Origin of the sequence: Polaribacter reichenbachii, assembly GCF_001975665.1 — a bacterium.
Taxonomy (GTDB): domain Bacteria; phylum Bacteroidota; class Bacteroidia; order Flavobacteriales; family Flavobacteriaceae; genus Polaribacter; species Polaribacter reichenbachii.
In genome coordinates this window covers 3,371,761-3,395,634 of sequence record NZ_CP019419.1, presented here as the reverse complement: position 1 = coordinate 3,395,634, position 23,874 = coordinate 3,371,761, and the positions used below count along the sequence as shown (strand labels likewise).

The window sequence follows — 23,874 nt, the reverse complement described above, 5'->3', positions numbered from 1 at the left end:
TCAATAAAAATTTTAAGTACAAATTAAAATGGATTATAATAGAAGAAAGTTTATTTCATTTATGGGTAAAGCGAGTTTAGCATCGCTAGTTTTACCTCAGTTTTTAATGAGTTGTGGTAATACAGCAACACCTACAAAAGATTTTAGCAAGATGTCTAAAGAGAGATTGCAAGCTCTTAAAGACTTGGTTTTAGAAGGAATTCCGGCTTCTGATAAAGACGATTTGTTATTGGCAAAGGGTTTAGATTATCACACTATAGTCAAATGGGGAGATGCCATAAGCGACACAGATACTTTCGGATTTAATAATGATTATACTTGTTTTATTCCGTTTGATGAGAATAATCCTAAAGATGGTTTGTTGTGGGTAAACCACGAATACGTCAATCAACTTTTTGTTTCTGATTTCGATTATCGTGCTTTCGATAATCCCAAAGCACATAGAACCAAAGCGCAAGTAGATAAAGAAATGTACAATGTTGGCGGAAGCATAATAAGAATTAAAGAGGAAAACGGAATTTGGCAAGTGGTTCAAAACGATCCGCACAACAGAAGAATTACAGCACAAACAGACATTGCCTTAAATTGGGATGCACCCATAAAAGGAAAAACCAGTGTAAAAGGAACATTGGCAAATTGTTCTGGAGGAATTACCCCATGGAAAACCTTTATTACTTGCGAGGAAAACTATGATGGTTTTTTCGGAGAGACAGAGTATGATGACAATAATGTAGAAAGCCACAGGAATAGTGGATATGGATGGGAGAATTTTTACAATTATCCTCCTGAGCATTATGGTTGGGTAGTAGAAGTGAATCCGAAAGATGGTAAAGCGCAAAAACATATTGCTTTAGGTCGTTTTGCACACGAATGTTGTACCCTCTATGAATTAGAAGATAAAAGAGTAGTAGCATATACTGGAGATGATCATAATGATGAACATTTGTACAAGTTTGTATCTTCTAAACCAGGTTCTTTAAAAGAGGGAACACTTTATGTTGCAGATACCATCAACGGACAATGGTTGGCCTTAGATTATGAAAATCAGCCGGTTTTAAAAGCAAAGTTTAAAAACCAAACAGAGGTTTTAATCAGAGCTAGAGAGGCTGCTAAATTAATTGGTGCAACACCTTTAAACAGACCAGAAGATATAGAAATAGATCCAATTACTGGCCATATTTTTATCACCTTAACCAATAACAAACCAAAAGGAGATCATCATGGTTCTATTTTAAAAATAGTAGAAACAAACGGAGCTTTTGATGCCTTAACGTTTAAATCATCAACATACATCGCTGGTGGTACAGAAAATGGTTTTTCTTGTCCTGATAACTTGGCTTTTGATATGGCAGGTAATCTTTGGATTACCACAGACATGTCTGGTGGAGCTATGAACAGAACAGACAAACCTTACATGGCTTTTAAAAACAATAGTTTATTTGTAATTCCGAGATTGGGTAAAGATGCAGGTAAAGTAATTCGTGTAGCTTCTGCACCTAAAGATGCAGAACTAACCGGGCCTTGGTTTTCTCCAGATGGTAAAACACTGTTTTTAAGTGTACAACACCCAGGTGAGCAAACAAAAGATTTAAGTAATCCAACCAGTACTTGGCCTTTCGATAAAGATAATATTCCGAAGCCTGCCGTGGTGGCAATTACGGGAGATTTAATTGAAAAAATGAATCATCTAAATAAATTAGAAGGATAATTCCGAAGCATTAAATCAACTATTTCAAGATAGAAATAGAATTCAAAATATGGAAGTGATTATTACCATAGTAGGTTTTTTAGGGGCAGGGAAAACAACGTTGTTAAAATATTTAAGCAATAGTTTTTCAGAAAATGGATGGAGCCCTTTTATCATTTTAAATGATTATGAAAATGCCAATATGGATGCGCAACAGTTTTTAAATCTGGTAGATATAAAGGATATAAAAGCACTAACAGGTAGCTGTATTTGTTGTAGCGGAATTAATGAACTGAGAAATGCTGTAAATAGAATTCCGAAACGAAATAAGGGAGTAACCTTAATTGAAGCAAATGGAACATCTGATGCTTGTGCTTTAATGGAATTTTTAGGAGTTGGTTTAAATGAGCAGTTTTTACCTCCCATACAAATAGCGGTAGTAGATGTGCATAACTGGCAAAAAAGAGAAGAGCATAATGATTTAGAAGCAAATCAAGTACAAGTATCTTCATTAATAGTGCTTACCCATTTAAAAGATTGTTTTAAAGAAAGAAAAGAGTTGGTAATTAAAGAGTTAAAAGATTACAATGCTTTTGCTAAAATTATTACGATGGATGAAATTGATATTTCATTGTTGCCTCAGTTATCATCTTCAAATAATATTCCAGAAAAATTAGATTATTTAAAAGCACATTGGTCTTCTTGTTCTGTGGATTTACCTGTTTTGCCCAATAAAGAAATCATAGAAAGTATTTGTAAAGAAATACCAAAAACCATATTACGTGTAAATGGCTGTACACTAATAGATAAAAAAGAAACATATACCTATTTCGAAAGAACACCAGACGGACAAGTAACCATAAGAGCCTTTAGAGGAATACCGATAACAGGTGCTAAGTTATTAACGATAGGACCAGGTAGTGAACCTTTATTGCTCAAAAAAATAGTAGAAAGTGTGTTAAATGAATACAAACAAACGATTTAAATAAAATGAAAAAACTACCTGTAACTGTTTTAAGTGGCTTTTTAGGGGCTGGTAAAACTACCTTATTAAATCATGTTTTGCACAATAAAGAGGGCTTAAAAGTAGCTGTTATTGTTAATGATATGAGCGAGGTAAATATAGATGCTCAGTTTATAGAAAACGAAAACACACTATCTAGAACCGAAGAGAAATTAGTAGAAATGTCTAATGGATGTATTTGCTGTACGCTTCGTGAGGATTTAATGATAGAAGTAGAAAAGTTAGCCAAACAAAATAAATTCGATTATTTATTAATAGAAAGTACAGGAATAAGTGAACCAATTCCTGTAGCACAAACTTTTACTTTTGAGAGTGAAGATGGTAAAATCGATTTAAGCAGATTCAGTTATATCGATAATATGATTACTGTGGTAGATGCTTTTAATTTCTTAAAAGATTTTTCAAGTTCAGATTATTTAGCAACAAGAGAACTAACAGATATAGAAGGCGATAACAGAACCATTGTAAACTTATTAACCGACCAAATTGAGTTTGCCAATGTAATTTTATTAAATAAAACAGATTTAGTTTCTAGTGATAATATAGAAGAATTAAAAGCCATCATTCAAAAGTTAAACCCTGAGGCTAAAATAATTTGCACCAATCATTCTAAAGTAGATTTAAACGATGTAATCAACACTGGGTTATTCGATTATGATAAAGCTGAGGCTTCTGCAGGTTGGATAAAAGAATTAGAAAACGAACACGTTCCAGAAACTGAAGAATATGGCATTAGTTCTTTTGTATTTAGAAGTAAAGCACCTTTTCATCCAGATCGTTTTTTAAATTATTTAAATCAATCTTTTCCGCAAAATATCATTAGAAGTAAAGGTTTGTTTTGGTTAGCTTCTAGATCTAATCAGGCTTTATTGTGGAGCTCAGCTGGAGGTTCTTGTAAAGCAGATTTTGCAGGAGTTTGGTGGGCGTCAATGCCTTTTGCTGAAAGAATAAATTATGCTGCTTTTGCGGATAATAAAGAAATGATTGAATCGGATTGGGATGCCACCTTTGGAGATCGTAAAACGGAATTGGTTTTTATAGGGCAACACCTTAACAAAGCACATATGATTGCAGCATTGCAAGAGTGTGTATTAACAGAACAAGAAATTGAAATCTGGAAAACAAAATTATTTCCTACTCAAGATCAATGGCCTTTGCCAGCATAAAGGATAGCATAAGAGAAAGTAGAGTGCAATAAAAACAATATTTAAAGCAATGACAGAATTTTGGGAAACAGCATTTCATAACAAGCAAGAAATGTGGGGTATGAACTCTACAAAAGCTGCAGTACTTGCAAAAAACTTCATCATAGAAAAGTCTTTGAAGAATGTTCTTATTCCAGGAATAGGGTATGGGCGAAATGCCCAGCCTTTTATTGAAAACGGAATTAAAGTAAGCGGAATAGAAATTTCTAAAACAGCTATTGAACTCGCAAAAAAACAGTACGGAAGAGAAATCACCCTTTTTCACGGCTCAGTAACCCAAATGCCTTTTGAGGATAGAAAGTACGATGCAATTTTTTGTCACGCCCTTATTCATTTACTAGATAGCAAACAAAGAATAAAGCTACTTCAAGACTGCTACAACCAACTGAATGAAAACGGATATATGTTTTTTACTGCGATAACTAAAGATGCACCCAATTATAAAAAAGGAAAACAAATAGAAAAGGATCGTTACGAATTTCACGAAGGAGTCAAAATATATTATTACAATCAAGAAGCTGTAAAGTTAGAATTTAAACATTTTGGTCTTTTTGAAATAAATGAAGTACAAGAAAATCAACCAATGTATTTCATAAAATGTAAAAAGTAATAGGCATATTAGAACTGACAGTACATGATAAAAACAAAGAACCTAACCTTTCAATACAAAAATAGTGAGCCCATTTTCAGATTCCCTGATATACATTTATCAGCGCAAGAAAACTTGCTTATTCTTGGAAAGTCGGGGGTAGGTAAAACTACGTTTTTACATCTTTTAGCGGGTTTATTAAAACCTGTAAGTGGTACAATTACTATGGATGACAATGTCATTAATAAATTAAAAAACAAAGAATTAGATGGGTTTCGAGGTGCAAATATCGGACTCGTTTTTCAGAAAAAACACGCTATTCAGTCTTTAACGGTTACAGAAAACCTAAAAGCACGCATTTTGTTTAGTAAAAAAAGAATAACAACTGATGTAATTGAGAACTTGTTAACACAACTCGATTTATCAGCATATAAAAATAAGAAGATTCATGTGTTGAGTGAAGGGCAGTTGCAACGTCTGGGGATAGCGTTGGCTGCCATTCACCATCCCAAAGTAATTTTAGCAGATGAACCTACATCGAGTTTAGACGACTTCAATTGTAAAAAAGTAATTGAATTATTATTACAACAGGCACAACAAACCAAAGCGCATTTAATTGTTATTACTCATGATGCTAGAGTAAAATGCTACTTCCAAAATACCATAAGCTTATGAATGTTTTTAGCATCACTCTTAAAAATATACAGGCAAAACCATTATACAGTGTTTTAAGTATCATTACGTTATCCTTGAGCATAACCTTGTTGTTAGGTATCAAACAAATAGAACTTTCTTTTAAAAATCAAATAGAAAACAACCTAGAAAACATCGATTTGGTGATTGGTGCAAAAGGCAGTCCACTGCAATTGGTATTGGCTTCTGTGTTGCATCTAGACAATCCTACTGGTAATATTTTTTATCAAGAAGCACAGAAAATTACTGAGAATTCTATGGTAAAATGGGTAATTCCTATTTCTTATGGCGATAATTACAAAGGATTCCGAATTGTTGGTAGTACAGAAAAATATCCAGAACTATACAAAGCAGAACTAGAGCAGGGGCAATTTGTTCAAAAATCAATGGAGGTGATTTTGGGAGCTACAGTAGCCCAACAACTCAATTTAAAAATAGGCGATACTTTTTTAAGCGCTCACGGTTTATTGGATAATGACCTTGAGGTACATACCGAAGAATTTACAGTAGTAGGCATTCTAAAACCTACACAAAAAGTAATCGATCGTTTAATTGTTACCCGTTTAGAAAGTATTTGGGAAGTACATCAGCATGAAGAACATGAAGAGGAAGAAAAACATTATGATGAAGACGAGCATACTGCACATCAACATTCTGCAGATCATCAAAAAGAAATTACATCTTTATTAGTTAGTTTAAAAAGCAAACGTGCCTTATTGAATTTTCCTAGAAAGATAAATGAGAACACCAATTTACAGGCTGTATTGCCCAAATATGAACTCCATAAATTATATGATTATACCAGTGTAGGCTTTAAGACAATTGCAATAATTGGCTATCTAATTCTATGCATAGCTTCACTAAGTATCTTTATGAGTTTATATAAAATGATGAAAGAGCGTGCTTTCGATTTGGCCATCTTAAGAACCTATGGTGCCACAAGGTTTCAGTTGATAAAAATGGTAGTTTACGAAGCGCTAATTCTTGTGTTTTTGGCATTTACCATTGGTTATATCACCATAAAAGTGGGAGCAACAATGTTTATAAATAGCCAATCGATTAGTGTGCAACAAAACATTTTACAAGATTTACCTTTATTAGAGGTATTAAAAATAGCGGGATTAATGCTGATAATGGTATTCATTGCAGTGGTGTTAACTATAATCCCTTTGTTAAAAATGAACATCTCAACAATTTTAAGCAATGAAAAATAAAATAATCCTTTTCTTGTTTTTGTGTATAGCATTTGTAAGTTATAGTCAACAAGAAATCTCTTGGAAACTATTATCAAATGTTACTTTTACAGACAAATACTTTGCCGAATTTGATGATTACTTTATGTACCCAACATTTTTAGCTACAGTAAAAGCTTTAGAAGGAAAACAAGTAACCATAAAAGGATATTTTTTAGATATCATTCAAGAAGATAATACATTCATTCTCTCAAAAGGACCAATGGCTTCTTGTTATTTTTGTGGTCAATCTGGGCCAGAAACTGCCGTAGAAATTCATTATACCAATCCCAGTAATTTCAAGACTGATGATCTTGTGGCCATCACAGGAACATTAAAATTAAATAGAGACGATGTAAATCATTTCAATTATATACTCACAGATTGTACAGGTATTTTACTAAAATAACCTGTTGCTCATTTTGATAAATTTCTGTCAATTCGAGTAAAGTTGACGATTGAAATGAGAAAAATTTGTATCTAGAATAAGAATTTTAGCTACTAAATTAGTTCTCGATACAATTTTTCGTTCCTCAAAATCACTCGAACTGACATTTGCTTGTATTGTAACTTCAAAATGCACAACAGGTTAAAATAATGTTTAGACTTCTCATTATGTTAAAGTATTCTTTAAAATGCGTTAAAATTCTGAGCAGAACTGCGTTTACCCTGTGTATTTGTTAAAAACTTCTTAAATTAGATGCAATTAATTCATTCAAAACTACCAACGTATGCAAGGAAATTTACTACACTCATTTCTATCCATTTACACACGCAACAAACAAAGCAAAAAGCAAGTCTTCTGCAATAGAAACCGTTCTTATTTTTAAGTCCCAAATTAACAGTATAGCCATATTTTTTTATCCCAAATAGGTAGCACAATAATCAAGTGCAAAACGGTATAAAAGTTACTTTACTAGTATTTTAGGCAAATACAATTAGAGCCAGTATAATTAATATAAAGGACAGATTAACAACTGAATAACCAAAGTGTAATTCAGCCATATCAGCATATATAAATTAATGAGAACACATCAATCAAAACATTGTAGATGAATGTTTTGATGGGCTATTACAAATAATAACTATTTCGTAAACACAAACTAATAATGAAAACAATAACTAAACTAACTATGCTTTGTCTATTGCTAATCGCAATAATAATGCCTTTGCATGCACAACAATTAACCGACCAAACTTTTCAAGGTCTAAAGCTTAGAAATATAGGCCCTGCATTTACTTCGGGTAGAATTGCAGACATAGCCATTCACCCAAACAACGAGAATGTTTGGTATGTGGCTGTAGGCTCTGGTGGGGTATGGAAAACAAGCAATTCGGGTACCACATGGAAACCTATTTTCGATCAACAAAATTCGTATTCTATTGGGTCAATTACCATAGACCCTAACAATACACATACCATTTGGGTAGGTACTGGTGAAAACGTTGGTGGACGTCATGTTGCTTTCGGAGACGGAGTTTACGTAAGCCATGATGATGGAGCTTCATGGAAACATATGGGCTTAAAAAACTCAGACCACATTTCTAAAATTGTAGTGCACCCAAAAGATTCGAATACAGTTTGGGCAGTGTCTCAAGGCCCTTTATGGTCTAAAGGTGGAGAAAGAGGAATCTTTAAATCTACGGATGGTGGAAAAACTTGGACACAAACTTTAGGAGATACAGAATGGGTAGGTGCAACAGATTTAGTTATAGATCCTAGAAATCCTGATGTTTTGTATGCAGCCACTTGGCAAAGACACAGAACTGTAGCCGGTTACTTAGGTGGTGGTAAAGGTTCTGGAATTCATAAAAGTATAGATGGGGGTAGCACTTGGCAAAAATTATCAAAAGGAATTCCGGGTTCTAACTTAGGTAAAATAGGTTTGGCCATTTCTCCTTTTAATCCTGATATTATTTATGCAGTGATTGAAACAGACCGCACAAAAGGGGGATTATACATGTCTGCCAACAGAGGGGCTTCTTGGCAAAAACAATCCAATACTGTTTCTGGAGGTACAGGGCCTCAATATTACCAAGAGTTATATGCTTCTCCGCATCATGAAGGGAAACTATTTTTAATGAATAATTATGTTCTTATTTCTGATGATCATGGAAAAACCTTTCACAGAATGAACGAACGTAACAAACACGTAGATAGTCATGCAATGGCTTTTAAAGCTACAGATCCTAATTATGTATTGTTTGGTACAGATGGAGGCTTATACGAGAGTTTTGATTTAACGAATAGCTGGAAGTTCATCAGAAACTTACCAGTTACACAATACTTTAAATTGGCAGTAGACGATAGCAAACCTTTCTATAAAATCTATGGAGGTACGCAAGACAATGGGTCTCATGGTGGACCTTCTCAGTCTATGTATTCAGACGGAATTGCCAATTCTGATTGGTGGAAAACCTTAGGGGCAGATGGACATCAATCTGCCATAGAACCTGGTAATCCTAACATTACGTATGGCGAGTTTCAAAAAGGGGCATTATGGCGAATAGACCAAACGACTAAAGAAACTGTATTTATTCAACCGCAAGCGTTAGAGGGCGACCCTTTTGAAAGATTCAATTGGGATGCTCCGATTTTAGTAAGTCCTCACAATCCGAAGCGATTATACTTTGCTTCTTACCGTGTATGGAAGTCAGAAAATAGAGGAGATGATTGGTCACCAATCTCTGGAGATTTAACAGAGAAAACAGAAAGAATGACCATTCCGTATTATGGCAAACAACAAAGTTGGGATAATGCTTGGGATACCAAAGCCATGTCAGATTATAATACCATTACTTCTTTGGCAGAATCACCTAAACAAGAGGGATTAGTTTATGCAGGTACAGACGACGGAATGATACAAGCTACTGAAGATGGTGGGGCTACTTGGAATAAGTTTAAGATTAATAGTATAAAGGGTATTGAGCATATACCTTTTGTAAATGATGTTCGTGCAGATTTATTTGATGAAAACGTAGTATATGCAGCTGTAGACAATCATAAATATGGCGATTATAAACCATACATCATTAAGAGTACCAACAAAGGTAAAAGTTGGAAGTTAATCAACGGAGATTTACCTGAGCGTTTATTAGTTTGGAGATTGGTGCAAGACCACGTGAATAAAGATTTATTATTTGCGGCTACAGAATACGGAATCTATTTTACTTATAATGGAGGTACCAACTGGTTAAAACTAAAAGGCGGAGTACCAACCATCTCGTTTAGAGATATTACCATTCAAAGAAGAGAAAATGATTTGGTAGCGGCTTCTTTTGGTAGAGGATTCTTTATTTTAGATGATATTAAACCTTTAAGAATGTTCAACAAAGAGATGTTATCTAAAGAGGTAACACTGTTTCCTATAAAAGATGCACTTTGGTACAAAGAGGCAAGTAGAGTTTCAGGACAGGGAGATGCAGAATATAAAGCGCCTAACGCACCATTTGGAGCTAAGTTTACCTACTATATGTCAGATAAAATCAATTCTTTAAAAGACATCCGTAAAAAGAGAGAAAAAACCAATACAGACTTTCCAGGTTGGGAGGCCTTAGAAAAGGAAACCAATCAAGATGGGCCTTTCGTATTATTTATTATTAAGGACGCGAACGGAAACATAGTTAATACCGTAAAAGCAACCAACAAAAAAGGCTTTAACCGCGTAAACTGGCAATTGAATTACCCGAATAAAAGAGGAGAAAGTTTAAACGGTCGTGGAGACGGAATTGGAGGTAGAAGTAATATTATGGTAACTCCGGGTACATATACAGCTACATTAGTAAAACGTGTAGATGGTGTAACAACGGTTTTACAAGCACCAAAAACCTTTAATGTAGTACCAATGTATGATGGAGCATTACCAAGAAAATCGTACAAAGAGGTAAATGACTTTAGAGAAGAAGTATTTGCTTTTCAGCAAGATTTAATGGCAACAAATCTCTTAATGGATCGTGAAATGAAAATCATTGCAGCCATGAAAAGAGCAGCAAACAAAACTACAGCACCAAATGATGCTTTACTAAAAGACATTAACGATACCAGATTACAATTATTAGCCATTCAAAAAGAACTGAATGGTAACCCTGTAAAAGGAGAAGTAGGCGAAAAATCGAACCCTACTGCTAATGATGGTAATGGTTTATCTTGGAGAGCTTTTGGTAATACTTATGGACCCACAGGTACGCATAAACAATTATTAGCACGTGTTAAATCGCAATTAGTTAAGGTAAAATCGCAATTAAAAGCAATATCAGAAAACAATCTAACCAATATCGAAAAAGGTTTAAAAGCAGCTGGTGCTCCTTGGATAGAAGGGCAAGGCTTAATTAATAATTAACAGAAAATAATAAACAAAATAAAGTGAATGTTGTAAAAGGCATTCACTTTTTAAATTCAGTAGTTAGGTAGTACAACAGTACTACACATATAAATTCAAATTAAAACAAACACCTTTATGAAAATCTTGTCAACAATTGTATTGTGTTGCTTAGCCATTTCTCTGCAAGCCCAGAAAAAAGTCATGCAGCACAAAGACAAAGCATTATGGAACCAAATTAAAAACGCAAACATTTCCAATTCTGGGGAGTATGTTTTATACGGACTCAACAAAGCCGAAAAAGACGAAACACTCCATTTAAAAACCATTTCGGGCACACCAATTATGTCTTATAATAGAACCAAAGGTGGTAAGTTTACCTACGATTCTAAATTCGTGTTATTTTCTGTAAATGCTTGGAAAGACAGCATCACAGAGTTAAAACGTAAAAAGGTAAAAAAGAAAGATTATCCAACAGATACTTTAATCATTTTTAACATTAACAAAGAAAAAGTAGAGAAGATTCCTAATGTAAAGTCTTATAAAATCCCAGAGAAATGGTCGGGTATTGTAGCCTATCAATTGGGGGAAGCAACTCCTAAAAAAACAAAGACAGACAAGTCTAAAGAAAAGGAAAAAACGAAAAGCAAGGCCAAGACCAAAAAGCCAAAAACCAAAAAGGTTTCTAGTAAAAATGGGTATCATATTGTGGTGCGTGACTTAGAAAGCGGTGTAGAAGATACCCTAAAATTCGTTACCAAACACGCTATTTCTAAAGAAGGGCAAATCATTACTTACGCAACTACAGGGATTAAAGATGCCTTAAAAAGTGGCGTATATCAATACGATGTAAGCAAAGGAACTTCTAGTTTAATCTACCAAAGTCACGCAAAAACCAAATATCCTCAAATCGGAATATCTGATTCTGGTACTAAAATTGGTTTTGTAGTAGATGCAGACTCCACCAAAAGCTTAATTAAAAAACCAATGTTAGTCGGTTGGCAAAAAGGGCAAACTGCAGCCAAAGAATTAGTGCTATCAGAAAAGAATGCATCAAAATTATTAGTTTCTCCAGACCAAAGGTTAACGTTTTCAGAAAACGAAGAGCGTTTGTTTTTCGGTTTAAGAAAGCCACCTATTGTAAAAGACACTACCTTAATTGCAGACGAAATTGTAAACGTAGAAGTATGGATGTATAACGAGCCAAGACTATACACTGTACAAGAAATGCAAGTAAAAAGAGACAAGAAAAAAGCCTTTTTGTCTTTGTATGATTTTACCAGCAACAAAATGGTACAAGTCGCAAATGAGGATTATGATGTGGTGCGTTATGCAGACGAAGGCAACTCAGATTATGCCATAATTGGTAACAACACACCTTATATGTTAGAAAGCCAATGGACAGGACAGCGTGCTATGGATATGATGCGTGTGAATTTAAATACAGGAGAAAAAGCGTCTATAGGTAAAAAGATTTATGGCGGTAATTCTTTAAGCCCTAAAGGAAACTACTTGTATGGTTATTCTCGTAAAGACACTACTTGGTTTACTTATAACCTAAAAACATTAGATTATAAAGCCTTAACCAAAGGCAAGCAGTTTTACAACGAAACACATGACTATCCAGACGACCCTAGAGGATATCGTTCTATGGGTTGGACAGAGAACGACGAGAAACTATTAATCTATGATCGTTATGACATTTGGGCTTTTGATCCTGATACTGGAGCATCAGAAAAACTAACCAATGGTAGGGCTAAAAACACCAACTATCGTTATGTAAAATTAGATAACGAAGAAAAGTCTTTATCAAGTAAAAATGACTGGTTCTTAAGAACGTTTAATGAGGAAACCAAGTTAGGTGGAATCGCAACCTACAATCTAAAGAAAAAGAAATTCACCCAACTTGTAGAAAGCGGGCATACTTATGGTGGTTATAAATTGGCACAAACGGATAAAAAGAAAAGATTACTGTACACACGTCAGAACTTTACAGAGTTTCCGAATTACTGGGCAACAGATATCAACCTAAAAGCACCGAAACAAATTACAGATGCCAATCCGCAACAAAAGGACTACAACTGGGGTACAATTGAAATGGTAAAATGGGTTTCTTTAGACGGTATACCGTTAAAAGGATTATTGATTAAACCAGAAGATTTCGATCCGAATAAGAAATACCCAATGATTGTGAATTTCTATGAGAAAAACTCAGATCGTTTGTACAGACATTCAGCACCAACTTATGGTCGATCTACCATTAACTATCCATTCTATGCCAGTAGAGGCTATTTAATCTTTATTCCGGATATTGTGTATAGAGATGGTTATCCTGGAGAAAGTGCCTTAAACTGTGTAATACCAGGTATTACTGCGCAAATAGCCAAAGGCTTTGTAGACAAAGACAATATTGGTGTGCAAGGACACAGTTGGGGTGGTTATCAAATTGCGTATTTAGTTACCAAAACCAATATTTTTAAAGCAGCCGAATCTGGTGCACCTGTACCAAATATGATTAGTGCCTATGGAGGTATTCGTTGGTGGACCGGTTTGAGTCGTCAGTTTCAATACGAGCATACACAAAGTAGAATAGGAGGTACGCCTTGGGAGTTTCCGCAACGATATGTAGAAAACTCACCGATATTTAATATCGATAAGATAAACACCCCGTTATTAATTATGCACAATGATGCAGATGGGCACGTGCCATGGTATCAAGGTATTGAGTTTTTTGTAAGCTTACGTAGATTGGGCAAACCATCTTGGTTATTGAATTATAATGGCGAACCACACTGGCCTTTAAAAATGCAAAATAGAGTAGACTTTAACATCCGTATGGCGCAGTTCTTTGACTATTATTTAAAAGGTGCTCAAAAACCAATGTGGATGGAACGTGGAGTACCTGCACTAGAAAAAGGAATTAATCAGGGTTACGAATTAATGAAAAAAGATTAATAAAATAAGTATATGAAATATATATCAGCAAAAATTAATGCCCTCTTTTTACTACTTACAGTAGCTGTATCTGCACAAGATTTCGACGCTTTTCAGTACAGAACTGTTGGTCCAGAACGAGGAGGAAGAGTCACCACAGTTACAGGAACACCACAAATACCGGGCACCTTTTATTTAGGTGCGTCTGGTGGTGGTGTCTGGAAAACAGAAGATTATGGAGTTTCTTGGCAAAACGTATCTGATGGTTATTTTGCTACCCCATCTATTGGGGCAATTGAAGTTGCCATTAACGACCCTAATGTAATCTATGTAGGTACAGGATCTGACGGATTAAGAAGTAATGTAATTGCCGGTAAAGGCGTTTACAAATCTATTGATGGTGCCAAAACTTGGGAACATTTAGGCTTAAAAGAAACCGGGCAAATTGGGGCAGTAGAAATAGATCCAAGAAACCACAATACGGTTTGGGTGGCTGCCATTGGTAATGCCTTTAAAGCCAACAGCGAACGCGGGATATACAAAACCACAGATGGGGGATTAACTTGGGATAAGGTTTTATTTATCTCTGATGCAGTAGGTTTTGCAGATTTAGAGTTATTACCCAACAACCCAGATATTGTCTATGCAGCCGCTTGGAAAGCAGAGCGTAAACCTTGGACCATTATTTCTGGAGGAACGCAAGAAGAAGGCGGAATTTATAAATCTATTAACGGGGGTAAAGATTGGGTAAAACTAGAAAACGGATTGCCAAAAGGGTTAATAGGTAAAATAGATTTAGCAGTATCGCCAGTAGATTCTAGTATTTTATATGCGGTAATAGAAGCACCGGGTAAAGAAGGTGGTTTATACAAGTCCGTTAATCAAGGGAAATCTTTTGTACAAGTATCTAGCAATAAAGGTTTGGTAAATAGACCTTTTTACTATACCAATGTAGAATTAGACCCTACCAATCCAGATATTGTATTCTCGAATGCGAATCCGCTTTTAAAATCTACCGATGGTGGAAAAAGTTTTAAAAGAATGAGTGTACCTCATGGCGATAATCACGATATTTGGTTGAATCCCAACAATCCGCAGTTATTGATACAAGCCAATGATGGGGGTGCCAACATTTCTCATAATGGAGGTAAAACTTGGTCTACACAATTTAATCAACCTACTGCAGAATTGTATCAGGTAGAGGTAGACGATCAATATCCGTATTGGTTATACGCAGGGCAACAAGACAATAGTAGCACTGTTTCTGTACCTAGTTTTCCGCCAAGTGCCATTCAATATCCGGGTGCAGGTTGGATTATGAATACAGGAGGATGCGAAACTGGGCCAGCCGTACCCAAACCGGGCAACGCCAATATTGTGTATGCCAATTGTAAAGGGCGCTTTTTTGTGTTCGATAAAACAACCGGTACCGAAAAAAGTTATTATGTAGGTGCAGCCAATATCTATGGACATAATCCGAAGGATTTAAAATACCGTTTTCAACGTGTGGCACCGATTCACGTATCGCCTCATAACCCAGATGTGGTGTATCATGGTTCGCAGTACTTACACAAAACCGTTAATGATGGCGAAAGTTGGGAAACCATATCACCAGATTTAACGGCTTTTGAAGCCGATAAGCAAGTAATTTCGGGAAGCCCAATTACCAGAGACATCACCGGAGAAGAGTATTATAGTACGTTATATTCCATTAGAGAATCGAAATTAAAAGAGGGATTAATCTGGACAGGTTCTAATGACGGAGTGATATCAGTAACCCAAGATGGTGGAAAAACTTGGAAGGATGTAACACCTAAAAAGATGCCAAAAGGCGGACGAGTAGAGTCTGTAGCACCTTCGCAATTTGACCCTGCTAAGGCGTATATTGCTGTAGAAAGACATTTGTTGGGTGATGCAAGACCGTTTATTTATAAAACATCGAACTATGGAGCCTCTTGGGAGTTGATCTCTACCGCAGACAATGGTATTCCTAATGATTACTATACTAGAGTGGTAAGAGAAGACCCAGTGCGACCAGGTTTATTGTATGCTGGTACAGAATACGGAATGTTTGTTTCTTTTAACGATGGTAAAAGCTGGCAATCTTTTCAGCAGAATTTACCAGTAACACCAATTACGGATATTAAGATATTTCGTGGAGACTTAATACTAAGTACGATGGGTCGTGCCTTCTGGATTCTAGATAATATTACTGCCTTAAGAGATACCCATATTACTACTTTAGGCGATGCGCCTGTATTGTTTCAGCCCGATGATATTATTCGTTATCGTTATCCGAAAGTTGGGCGTACAAAAGGAGTAGCACAATACCCACGAACCAGTGTTATTATCGATTATTATTTGCCAAAAGGGAACAAAGCACCCATTGCATTGGAAATTTTAGATGCCAATAAAAACATTGTGGCTAGCATTATCAGTGATAAAAAACTACTTTCTAAAGTAGAAGAGGTAGAAGACATGAACCTGAGTCAGGTGTTTCGATATGTAGATACTAAACTAGAAGCCAAAGCGGGTATTAATCGTTTCAATTGGGATTTACGTAGCAAAGGAGCTTGGTCTAGCAATAAAAGAAGAAGTTATAAAAGAGGGCCTTTAGTAGCACCCGGAATGTATACGGCTAGATTAAAGGTAGATGGACAATCTTTTGAGCAGCCTTTTGAGATTAAAATGGATCCTAGAGTGGCTGCAAGTGGATTGACTAAAACAGATTTAGTACATCAGATTGCTTTACAACAGAAAGTAACGGTTTTACTATCTGAGGCGAACAAGCTACAGGCAAAACTAGAAAAAGACAAGTCTGATAAAGCTAAAAAAGTACTAAAACAACTTAAAAATGATAGTGTAGTGTATCCGCAACAAATGTTTGTGGCACAGGTTTCTTACTTGTTGTATATGATAAGTAGTGCTGATCAAAAACCGGGGCAAGAGGCTGAAAATAGGTATATTGAGTTATCGAATCAGTTTGCCCAATTAAAACAAGAGGCTGGGGAATAATGTAGTCTTTTTGTATTGTTTTATAAACTGGTATTGTTACTCTTTTGAGTAATAGTACCGGTTTTTTTGTTTTTAGTGTTGGCTGTTGGGTGTGTTAGTTGGAGAGTTGCAGAGTTTAAAGTTTAAAGTTCAAAGTTTAGAGTTTTGGGTGCTTGGTGTTTGGGGTATTGGTGGTAGGCGTCATTGCGAATGGAATGGGAATGGAGTGAAGCAATCTTATTATTAGTACCTCTTTTATTCTTTTCTTTTTTCCATTGATGACCCTTCGACTGCGCTCAGGATTGAGAAACAAAAAAATCTAGACTTACTATATCGCTACGCGAGTTACCTACAACCAAAATACATTTTGGTTTTGGTAGTTTGAATTCTACGTCCTATTCCACTATCGCGTCCAGACCGTTCCACTGCGTTTAGTTCCCCAATCAAGTTGAGGACAGGCTTTGGACACTTGCCGTTTCATAGGACTTGAATTGCTACGTAAACCATAGTATGTCGGGGTTTCTAATTAGTTATAAGTTGATAGTTATGAGTGTTTAAAGTTCAAAGTTTAGAGTTTAGAGTTTAGAGTTTTGGGTGCTTGGTGTTTGGGGTATTGGTGTGTTAGTTGCAGAGTTTCAAAGTTTCAAAGTTTCAAAGTTCAAAGTTCAAAGTTTAGAGTTCAAAGTTTAGAGTTTGGGTGCTTACTAGTTTACGTAAGTTTTATATAAATTTTTGTCTTGATAATTTCATTTTTTATGGGGGAAAATTATCGTGATTTTATGGGTTTACAATGGAGGGAAATTGTGTGCTTTTTTTTGGGTTAATTTGTGGGTGTATTTTTAGTGCATTTTTGCGTTTTTTAGGGGTAATTCTTGAGGTGACTAACTATGGCTTTGATATGGCTTTCCTATGGCTTTCCTATGGCTTTGCCCTAGGGTAAAGGTGAAGTCTTGTTTTATGGTGGTTTTTTGTTGTTTTTTTTTGTTGTTTTTTTGAGTATTAAATTGAGCTTTATTTTGATTGTTAAATTGTGGAGTTTTTCTTTTATTCTTTTATTCTTTTCTTTTTTCCATTGATGACCCTTCGACTGCGCTCAGGATTGAGAAACAAAAAAATCTAGACTTACTATATCGCTACGCGAGTTACCTACAACCAAAATACATTTTGGTTTTGGTAGTTTGAATTCTACGTCCTATTCCACTATCGTGTCCAGTCCGTTACACTCTTTGGACACTTGCCGTTTCATAGGACTTGAATTGCTACGTAAACTATAGTATGTCGGGGTTTGGAGTTTAAAATATAGTATCTAATTTTAATTTTAATTTTGGTGTTTTGTTTTTTCTTTATGTTCTTTTCCATTGACCCTTCGTCTTTGCTCAGGATAAATTCCAAGAACCAAAAATCTAGACTTACTATATCGCTACGCGAGTTACCTACAACCAAAATACATTTTGGTTTTGGTAGTTCGAATTCTACATCCTATTCCACTATCGTGTCCAGACCGTTCCACTGCGTTGAGTTCCCCAATCAAGTTGAGGACAGGCTTTGGACACTTGCCGTTTCATAGGACTTGAATTGCTACGTAAACCATAGTATGTCGGGGGTTCTACTTAGTTAGGAGTTTTTATGACATACTGAAACGAGTTCAGTATAGGCTTCGTCTAGTTTTGGGTGCTTGGTGTTTGCTGTTAGCTGTTGGGTGTTGGTGTGGGGTAAAGTTTTTGGGTTTGAAGTTTGAGATTGCTTCGGCTGGAAAACGCCTCGCAATGACCGTTTTTCTTTTATTCTTTTCTTTTTTCCATTGATGACCCTTCGACTGCGTTCAGGATTGAGAAACAAAAAAATCTAGACTTGAACTTTCAGCGGTCAAAACTATTTTCTAATCCTAAAATAAATGAACTCGCTATGCTCAAACAGCATTTATTTTTACGGATTCTTCAAATGTTTGACACTCGCTTCCAAGTTCTATGTCAGAGAAGGCTAGTTTTAAGTTTTGAGTTTTGGGTGTTTGAAATATGAGATTGTTTTGGTTGAAAGATGTTCAATAACGCTATTTCTTTTACTCTTTTCTTTTTTCCATTGATGAAAAAAGAAACAAAAAAATCTAGACTTACTATATCGCTACGCGAGTTACCTACAACCAAAATACATTTTGGTTTTGGTAGTTCGAATTCTACATCCTATTCCACTATCGTGTCCAGACCGTTCCACTGCGTTGAGTTCCCCAATCAAGTTGAGGACAGGCTTTGGACACTTGCCGTTTCATAGGACTTAAATTGCTACGTAAACTATAGTATGTCGGGGGTTGTAGTTAAGAGTTTTGAGTTTTGATGACATACTGAAACAAGTTCAGCATAGGATTTGCCTAGTTTTGGGTTTTTAGTTTGTTGGGTGTTGGTGTGGGGGTTTTTAAAGTTTTTGGGTGAAATTAGGGAAAATGATGATTCGATAAAGTTAGAGGTGTGATACCGTTAAAAGTGCAATTTATAATCTACTAAAATATTAAATTCGAAAAAAATCAGCATAAAATTTGGTAGTATCATAAAAAATGCATTATATTCGTAGTACTTTTAATTGCTATACATTTCTTACACCCAAATAATTACGTGATTGTAGTATTGGATATCCTATATCATTAGACTAATGGTTTTCAAAGAATTTGTAAGATTTACAAATTTATTTTATTAATCAGATTGCTATGATTTCTAGGACTTTTGCAAGTATTAGAATAAAAAAAAGAATAGCAGTCATAATATTTTATAATTATGGCAAAGCAAAAAGGCTTTATCAAGTTAAAAGGTTCCTTGGGGGGACTTACCTTCTACGAAAGTGGTGGCAATAGTATTGTTAAAACCACTGGGGGAATAGATAAGAGTAGAATCTACTCAGATCCAAATTTTAAGAGAACACGAGAAAATATGTCGGAATTTGGTGCTTCTGCAACTGTGGGAAAAGCACTAAGGCAGGGTTTTAGTTCTATTATTAAAAACATTAAAGATAGCACCATAACTGGTAGAATTACCGGCATTATGAAACGTATTAATTCGCTAGGTTCGGGTTTGCGTGGTCGACGAGAATTTGAGATTTTAGATCATGGTGAAGTGTTAGAAGGGTTTGAGTTTAATAGTAAAGTACCATTGAGTACCGTCTTTTACCCAGCATATGCTGCACCAACCTTAGATGCCAATCGTAGCATTGCTACTTGGGAGGTGCCAGACTTTAATGCCTCCAATTTTTTAAGACCCCCAGAAGGGGCAACTCATTTTAAACTGATTTTAGTAAGTACTGTATTGAGTAACTACACTTACATTGCTGACTTAAAAAGGTATGAACCTGTAGCTACTGATGAGAACAAAGTTAATGGAATTGCATACAGCAACGCTTTTTCTATAGTAGGAGAAGTAGGAGCAGACACTACCTTAACCGTAGACTTAAGTTTTAGCAGTATGCTGCCGAATACTGTAGGTGTAATTGTGGCTACTGGAATTTTATTTTATCAACAAATTAATACTGAACTATATGAATTATCAAGTACCAATGCGATGCGAATAAGCGTTGTTGGGTAAGCATTAAAAATGCAATTAAAAGTATATAAGGGTGTAAGATGCCTTAGTATTTAAAATTAGGAGGTGACTGATAAGAAAGTTGCCTCTTTACTTTTTAATATGTCCTATACGTATTGTAATATTTGTTTGTGCATATACGAAAAAGTGTACTGTTCAAGGCTCAAAATTTATAGCTCAAAGTTGTAGATTAAAACCTCTTTCTACAGGCAACGGTCTGGACGAGATAGGTGGAGTAGGAGGTAGAATTTAAGTGAAGTATAGTAGGTCTAGATTTTTGGTTCTTCGAATTTATCACAAGCAAAGACAGAAGGCTAAAAGAAAAAACATTATACAAACTTCAATAACCAACACAAAAACTTAACAATTAATTTGCTATTCCATAGTATATTAATATCTTTAAAAAAAAATATAAAAGGTAGTAAAACTAAGCATTAGCCCTGTATTTTGTACTTATAAACGGATAAAAGTTAGGCTTATACTGTAGTTGGCTGTAATTTAAAAGTCCGTTAACTAAACGAAATATAGTGTTTACTAATTAAGACTTTTCTATAAAAGCAAACTGAATTAAATTGGAATTGAATACTAAATAAAGTGATTTGAAAAAAGCAATACTTCTGACTTTCTTACTCAATTGCGGAATTGGAATCTCGCAAACCGAATTTCCATTTTATGAACAAATTGCGTTTGACTTTTATCAATCAACAATAATTGATTCTTTTCCTTCAAAAAAGAAAATAAAAGTTTATCCATATGTTATGGATTTTCATCCACCAAGAACGGGATTTTACAATCCAATCTGTTTAGGAATAAGTTGGAAAAGTAAAACTCAATTTAAAGAATTGGAATCTTATTTAGAAACTCAATTAAATATTGATTCCGATAGATTTGAACTTGATTTCTCGAATTTGGACAAAAAGAAATTCAAAATCAAAAGGAATGGAAACGGAACTTATCCAAAATTACAGATAACAGCACCACACAAAGAAATAAACGGAACTGAACGCATTTTTGTGAATATTCATATAACGAATAAATATTTATACGAGACTTATCATATTGAATTTAATGACAAAGGAAAAATTATAAATTGGTGTAGAACATATGACGAAGTTATAAGAACATATTAAAAAACTACAGCCAACAACATATATAATTTATTGCTGGCTTTTTGCTTACTTACGAAAATCCTCGCGGATTTTCTATGTCAGTAATTATTTATTAACTTGGTTGCATAAACACGCAACAAACCATATATAAACACGTTGGCATTAATTACCAATATTTTCGGACTATTATTTTAAGTATTTGAATAATATTGTAACTAATAATAAAATTACAAAATATGAGTGAAAACACTATAAGAATATTATTAATACTTGTATCAACAGCTATATCTCTGTTATCAAGAAAATATATTGAACCAATACTTCCTGAAAGAAAAAAAGCTATCTCATATATTAAGAAATTTCTTTTTTTTGTTTTTACGTATGTTTTGAATATTGGACTTATGATATACTTCTTTATTACGTTGGAATTTAATAAATATTTCATTTTGGTTATGTTGTTTTATTTTGGTTTAATTTTTAAGTTTATAATTACAGATTCTATAAACGGACACTGGGAAAAAATAACAAATATTCATTGGAAACAAATTACATCTATAGCTGAAGAGATTGACAAAATAAATGGAATTAAAAAAAACTAATGCCAACAATGGCTATATTTAATTGCTACTTTATTTATTATTTACGAAAATCCTCGCGGATTTTCTTGTTTGTGTTTATTTACTTACTTTTAGCTACGAAAACGCAACTAAACATAGCCTAAGACGTTGTAGGTAATTACCAAAAAAATATGAAAAAGAAATATTTAATAATTTTATTACTAATTACAATAAAATCATTTTCACAAAAAGTAACTGACGCACATTTGAAGTATACTCTTACATTAAATGTCGGAAATTCAGCAAATAATGAATTATTAAAAACTTTATATGAAGACGTTAAAAATAAAGAAGATAGTTTAATGGTTGAAAAAATTTCTAAAGGACTTTTAGAAGCAACGAAAAAATTAAATAAATTATCGTCGGAAACTGATATTTTCATTTATCCTGATTCTGTATTTATAAAAACTATTGATAGTGATATTATATTTATTCCTGAAAAATTCAAGAAAAATAGAACTTTATATAAAGAAAATAAAACTTATAATAGCAGTTTTGAAATAACTGAAAAATTAAGACAAATATGGAAAACTGAATATAAAATAGAAATAAATAAAAACGAGAAAAAAATTATAAATGGTACTGAAGGTTATAAAATAACTATAACAGAAATAAGACAATCATCAATTGGTGAACTTATAGATGTAAACGAAATTTATGTCAATGACAAAATCAAAATTCCTTTTAAATATTACGAAATACTTGATTTAAAGAAAAAAATTGACCTAAGTGGTTTAATTTTAGAAGTCAAATCTTATGATAAAGAAACTCCAAGTTTGTTTAATCATTACATATTGAAAAATTATAATCTTGAAAAACAAGATAAAAGTTTAATAAAACAAAAGGAATAATAAACTACCTACAACACCGTGTAAAATTAATTGCTAGTTTTAGCTCACTTGGGAAATTCCTTCGGAATTTCGCCGTTCGTGATTAATCTAGTAAATTAGTTGCTTGAAACACGCAACTAATCTTACACAAACACGTTGGCAACAAGCTAAAATCAGAACGCTAAAAAATGAAAGAACACGGAATTAAAATTTTATATGGAATTTTAGCAGTTGGAATTATAGTTTCAATCTTCCATATTTTTAATGACAAAAGTGGTTCTGGATTAGGAAATGTAATTGACACTTTTACGATTACATCAATAGTTCTGTTTCTTTCAACAATTGTATTTATTTTAATATCCTTCAAAAATAACATTCGAAAAATAAGTGTTTGGTTTCTTCTAGTTTTAAGTTGTCCACTTGCAATTCTGTCAATGACTCATTTGACAAAAGAGTATTCTCTGAAAATAACAGAAACGACAACACCAGAAGAATTTGTTTATAATGTAAGAGTTGACCCAAAAACTTATGAACTTGATAAAATCAGAATTCAAAAATTAGTTGACAGTTTAATAAAAGTTAAAATAGTCGAAAGACCAGCAGAATTAGCTTTGAGATATTTTAATGGTAAAACATATAATGACACGATTGAAAGAGGTACTGCAATTGATTTACCAGAAAAAGTTGAATATAAAGCATCGATTATTGACACATTATTTTACTCGGAGAATGGAAATGAAATTGTAGCAGGATTATTAATAAATAAAGTTTTTAACGAATATCAAAATTATCCAAATGGCGGAATTGAATATTTTGGAAAAGGTTTTGTATTTAACAAAAACGAATTTAAGCCAATAAAAATGCTAAAATATTCTGTAACAGGTTCTGACAATTATAAATCGTGTTCGGAAAGATTAAGATATTATTATTTAAAAAAAATCGGAACTTATAAAAACGAATTTAATATGAATGACATAAGATTTTTAGAACGGAAATAAAAGCCAGTTGCCAACACCGTATATAATTTATTGCTGGCTTCTTGCCTACTTGCGAAAGTCCTCGCGGACTTTCTTGGTCG

15 protein-coding genes are annotated in these 23,874 nt (G+C 34.1%); all 15 read left to right on the top strand.

Going from position 1 to position 23,874, the window contains the following annotated elements; translation table 11 throughout:
• Positions 1–28 precede the first annotated feature (28 nt).
• The 15 genes from BW723_RS14440 to BW723_RS14370 all read left to right on the top strand — a co-directional run bounded on the left by BW723_RS14440 (position 29) and on the right by BW723_RS14370 (position 23,794).
• A complete protein-coding gene (locus BW723_RS14440) occupies positions 29–1,708 on the top strand; it encodes a PhoX family protein (protein WP_068358786.1) in 1,680 nt (559 codons plus the stop codon).
• Between the two features lie 49 nt (positions 1,709–1,757).
• Positions 1,758–2,672: a GTP-binding protein gene (locus BW723_RS14435; RefSeq protein ID WP_068358783.1), complete on the top strand. Its 915-nt coding sequence runs from the start codon at positions 1,758–1,760 to the stop codon at positions 2,670–2,672.
• A gap of 5 nt (positions 2,673–2,677) precedes the next feature.
• A complete protein-coding gene (locus BW723_RS14430) occupies positions 2,678–3,877 on the top strand; it encodes a GTP-binding protein (protein WP_076686410.1) in 1,200 nt (399 codons plus the stop codon).
• 49 nt (positions 3,878–3,926) lie between these two features.
• Positions 3,927–4,526: a class I SAM-dependent methyltransferase gene (locus BW723_RS14425; protein WP_068358777.1), complete on the top strand. Its 600-nt coding sequence runs from the start codon at positions 3,927–3,929 to the stop codon at positions 4,524–4,526.
• 24 nt (positions 4,527–4,550) lie between these two features.
• Positions 4,551–5,180: an ABC transporter ATP-binding protein gene (locus BW723_RS14420; protein ID WP_068358773.1), complete on the top strand. Its 630-nt coding sequence runs from the start codon at positions 4,551–4,553 to the stop codon at positions 5,178–5,180.
• Entirely contained in the window at positions 5,177–6,412 is a 1,236-nt protein-coding gene (locus BW723_RS14415; RefSeq protein WP_068359193.1) for an ABC transporter permease, read from the top strand. The genes BW723_RS14420 and BW723_RS14415 overlap by 4 nt, the downstream gene beginning before the upstream one ends.
• The gene (locus BW723_RS14410) at positions 6,402–6,839 is read left to right on the top strand and encodes a hypothetical protein (RefSeq protein WP_068358770.1); all 438 of its coding nucleotides are present in this window, start codon (positions 6,402–6,404) and stop codon (positions 6,837–6,839) included. Before BW723_RS14415 ends, BW723_RS14410 begins: the two co-directional genes overlap by 11 nt.
• A 700-nt stretch (positions 6,840–7,539) precedes the next feature.
• Entirely contained in the window at positions 7,540–10,770 is a 3,231-nt protein-coding gene (locus BW723_RS14405) for a WD40/YVTN/BNR-like repeat-containing protein (protein WP_068358767.1), read from the top strand.
• Positions 10,771–10,953: 183 nt separating this feature from the next.
• Complete coding sequence (locus tag BW723_RS14400) at positions 10,954–13,704, top strand: alpha/beta hydrolase family protein (RefSeq protein ID WP_068358764.1); 2,751 nt, start codon at positions 10,954–10,956, stop codon at positions 13,702–13,704.
• A gap of 12 nt (positions 13,705–13,716) precedes the next feature.
• Positions 13,717–16,698, top strand: coding sequence for a WD40/YVTN/BNR-like repeat-containing protein (locus BW723_RS14395; protein WP_068358762.1), 2,982 nt, complete (start codon positions 13,717–13,719; stop codon positions 16,696–16,698).
• A 2,744-nt stretch (positions 16,699–19,442) separates the two neighbouring features.
• On the top strand, positions 19,443–20,243 hold the full coding sequence (locus tag BW723_RS14390) for a hypothetical protein (RefSeq protein WP_068358759.1): 801 nt from the start codon (positions 19,443–19,445) through the stop codon (positions 20,241–20,243).
• 596 nt (positions 20,244–20,839) lie between these two features.
• Positions 20,840–21,370 carry a hypothetical protein gene (locus BW723_RS14385; protein ID WP_068359808.1) on the top strand — a complete coding sequence of 177 codons (531 nt, stop codon included), beginning with the start codon at positions 20,840–20,842 and terminating at the stop codon, positions 21,368–21,370.
• Between the two features lie 215 nt (positions 21,371–21,585).
• Positions 21,586–21,948, top strand: coding sequence for a hypothetical protein (locus BW723_RS14380; protein ID WP_068360705.1), 363 nt, complete (start codon positions 21,586–21,588; stop codon positions 21,946–21,948).
• A gap of 149 nt (positions 21,949–22,097) precedes the next feature.
• A complete protein-coding gene (locus BW723_RS14375) occupies positions 22,098–22,817 on the top strand; it encodes a hypothetical protein (protein WP_068360702.1) in 720 nt (239 codons plus the stop codon).
• Positions 22,818–22,984: 167 nt separating this feature from the next.
• A complete protein-coding gene (locus BW723_RS14370; protein ID WP_076686408.1) occupies positions 22,985–23,794 on the top strand; it encodes a hypothetical protein in 810 nt (269 codons plus the stop codon).
• Positions 23,795–23,874 lie beyond the last annotated feature (80 nt).

Coding starts and splice junctions, on each gene's coding strand:
- BW723_RS14395 (WP_068358762.1), top strand. CDS start 13,717: ATGAAATATATATCAGCAAAAATTAATGCCCTCTTTTTACTACTTACA.
- BW723_RS14440 (WP_068358786.1), top strand. CDS start 29: ATGGATTATAATAGAAGAAAGTTTATTTCATTTATGGGTAAAGCGAGT.
- BW723_RS14415 (WP_068359193.1), top strand. CDS start 5,177: ATGAATGTTTTTAGCATCACTCTTAAAAATATACAGGCAAAACCATTA.
- BW723_RS14375 (WP_068360702.1), top strand. CDS start 22,098: ATGAAAAAGAAATATTTAATAATTTTATTACTAATTACAATAAAATCA.
- BW723_RS14435 (WP_068358783.1), top strand. CDS start 1,758: ATGGAAGTGATTATTACCATAGTAGGTTTTTTAGGGGCAGGGAAAACA.
- BW723_RS14370 (WP_076686408.1), top strand. CDS start 22,985: ATGAAAGAACACGGAATTAAAATTTTATATGGAATTTTAGCAGTTGGA.
- BW723_RS14380 (WP_068360705.1), top strand. CDS start 21,586: ATGAGTGAAAACACTATAAGAATATTATTAATACTTGTATCAACAGCT.
- BW723_RS14410 (WP_068358770.1), top strand. CDS start 6,402: ATGAAAAATAAAATAATCCTTTTCTTGTTTTTGTGTATAGCATTTGTA.
- BW723_RS14420 (WP_068358773.1), top strand. CDS start 4,551: ATGATAAAAACAAAGAACCTAACCTTTCAATACAAAAATAGTGAGCCC.
- BW723_RS14430 (WP_076686410.1), top strand. CDS start 2,678: ATGAAAAAACTACCTGTAACTGTTTTAAGTGGCTTTTTAGGGGCTGGT.
- BW723_RS14400 (WP_068358764.1), top strand. CDS start 10,954: ATGCAGCACAAAGACAAAGCATTATGGAACCAAATTAAAAACGCAAAC.
- BW723_RS14405 (WP_068358767.1), top strand. CDS start 7,540: ATGAAAACAATAACTAAACTAACTATGCTTTGTCTATTGCTAATCGCA.
- BW723_RS14390 (WP_068358759.1), top strand. CDS start 19,443: ATGGCAAAGCAAAAAGGCTTTATCAAGTTAAAAGGTTCCTTGGGGGGA.
- BW723_RS14425 (WP_068358777.1), top strand. CDS start 3,927: ATGACAGAATTTTGGGAAACAGCATTTCATAACAAGCAAGAAATGTGG.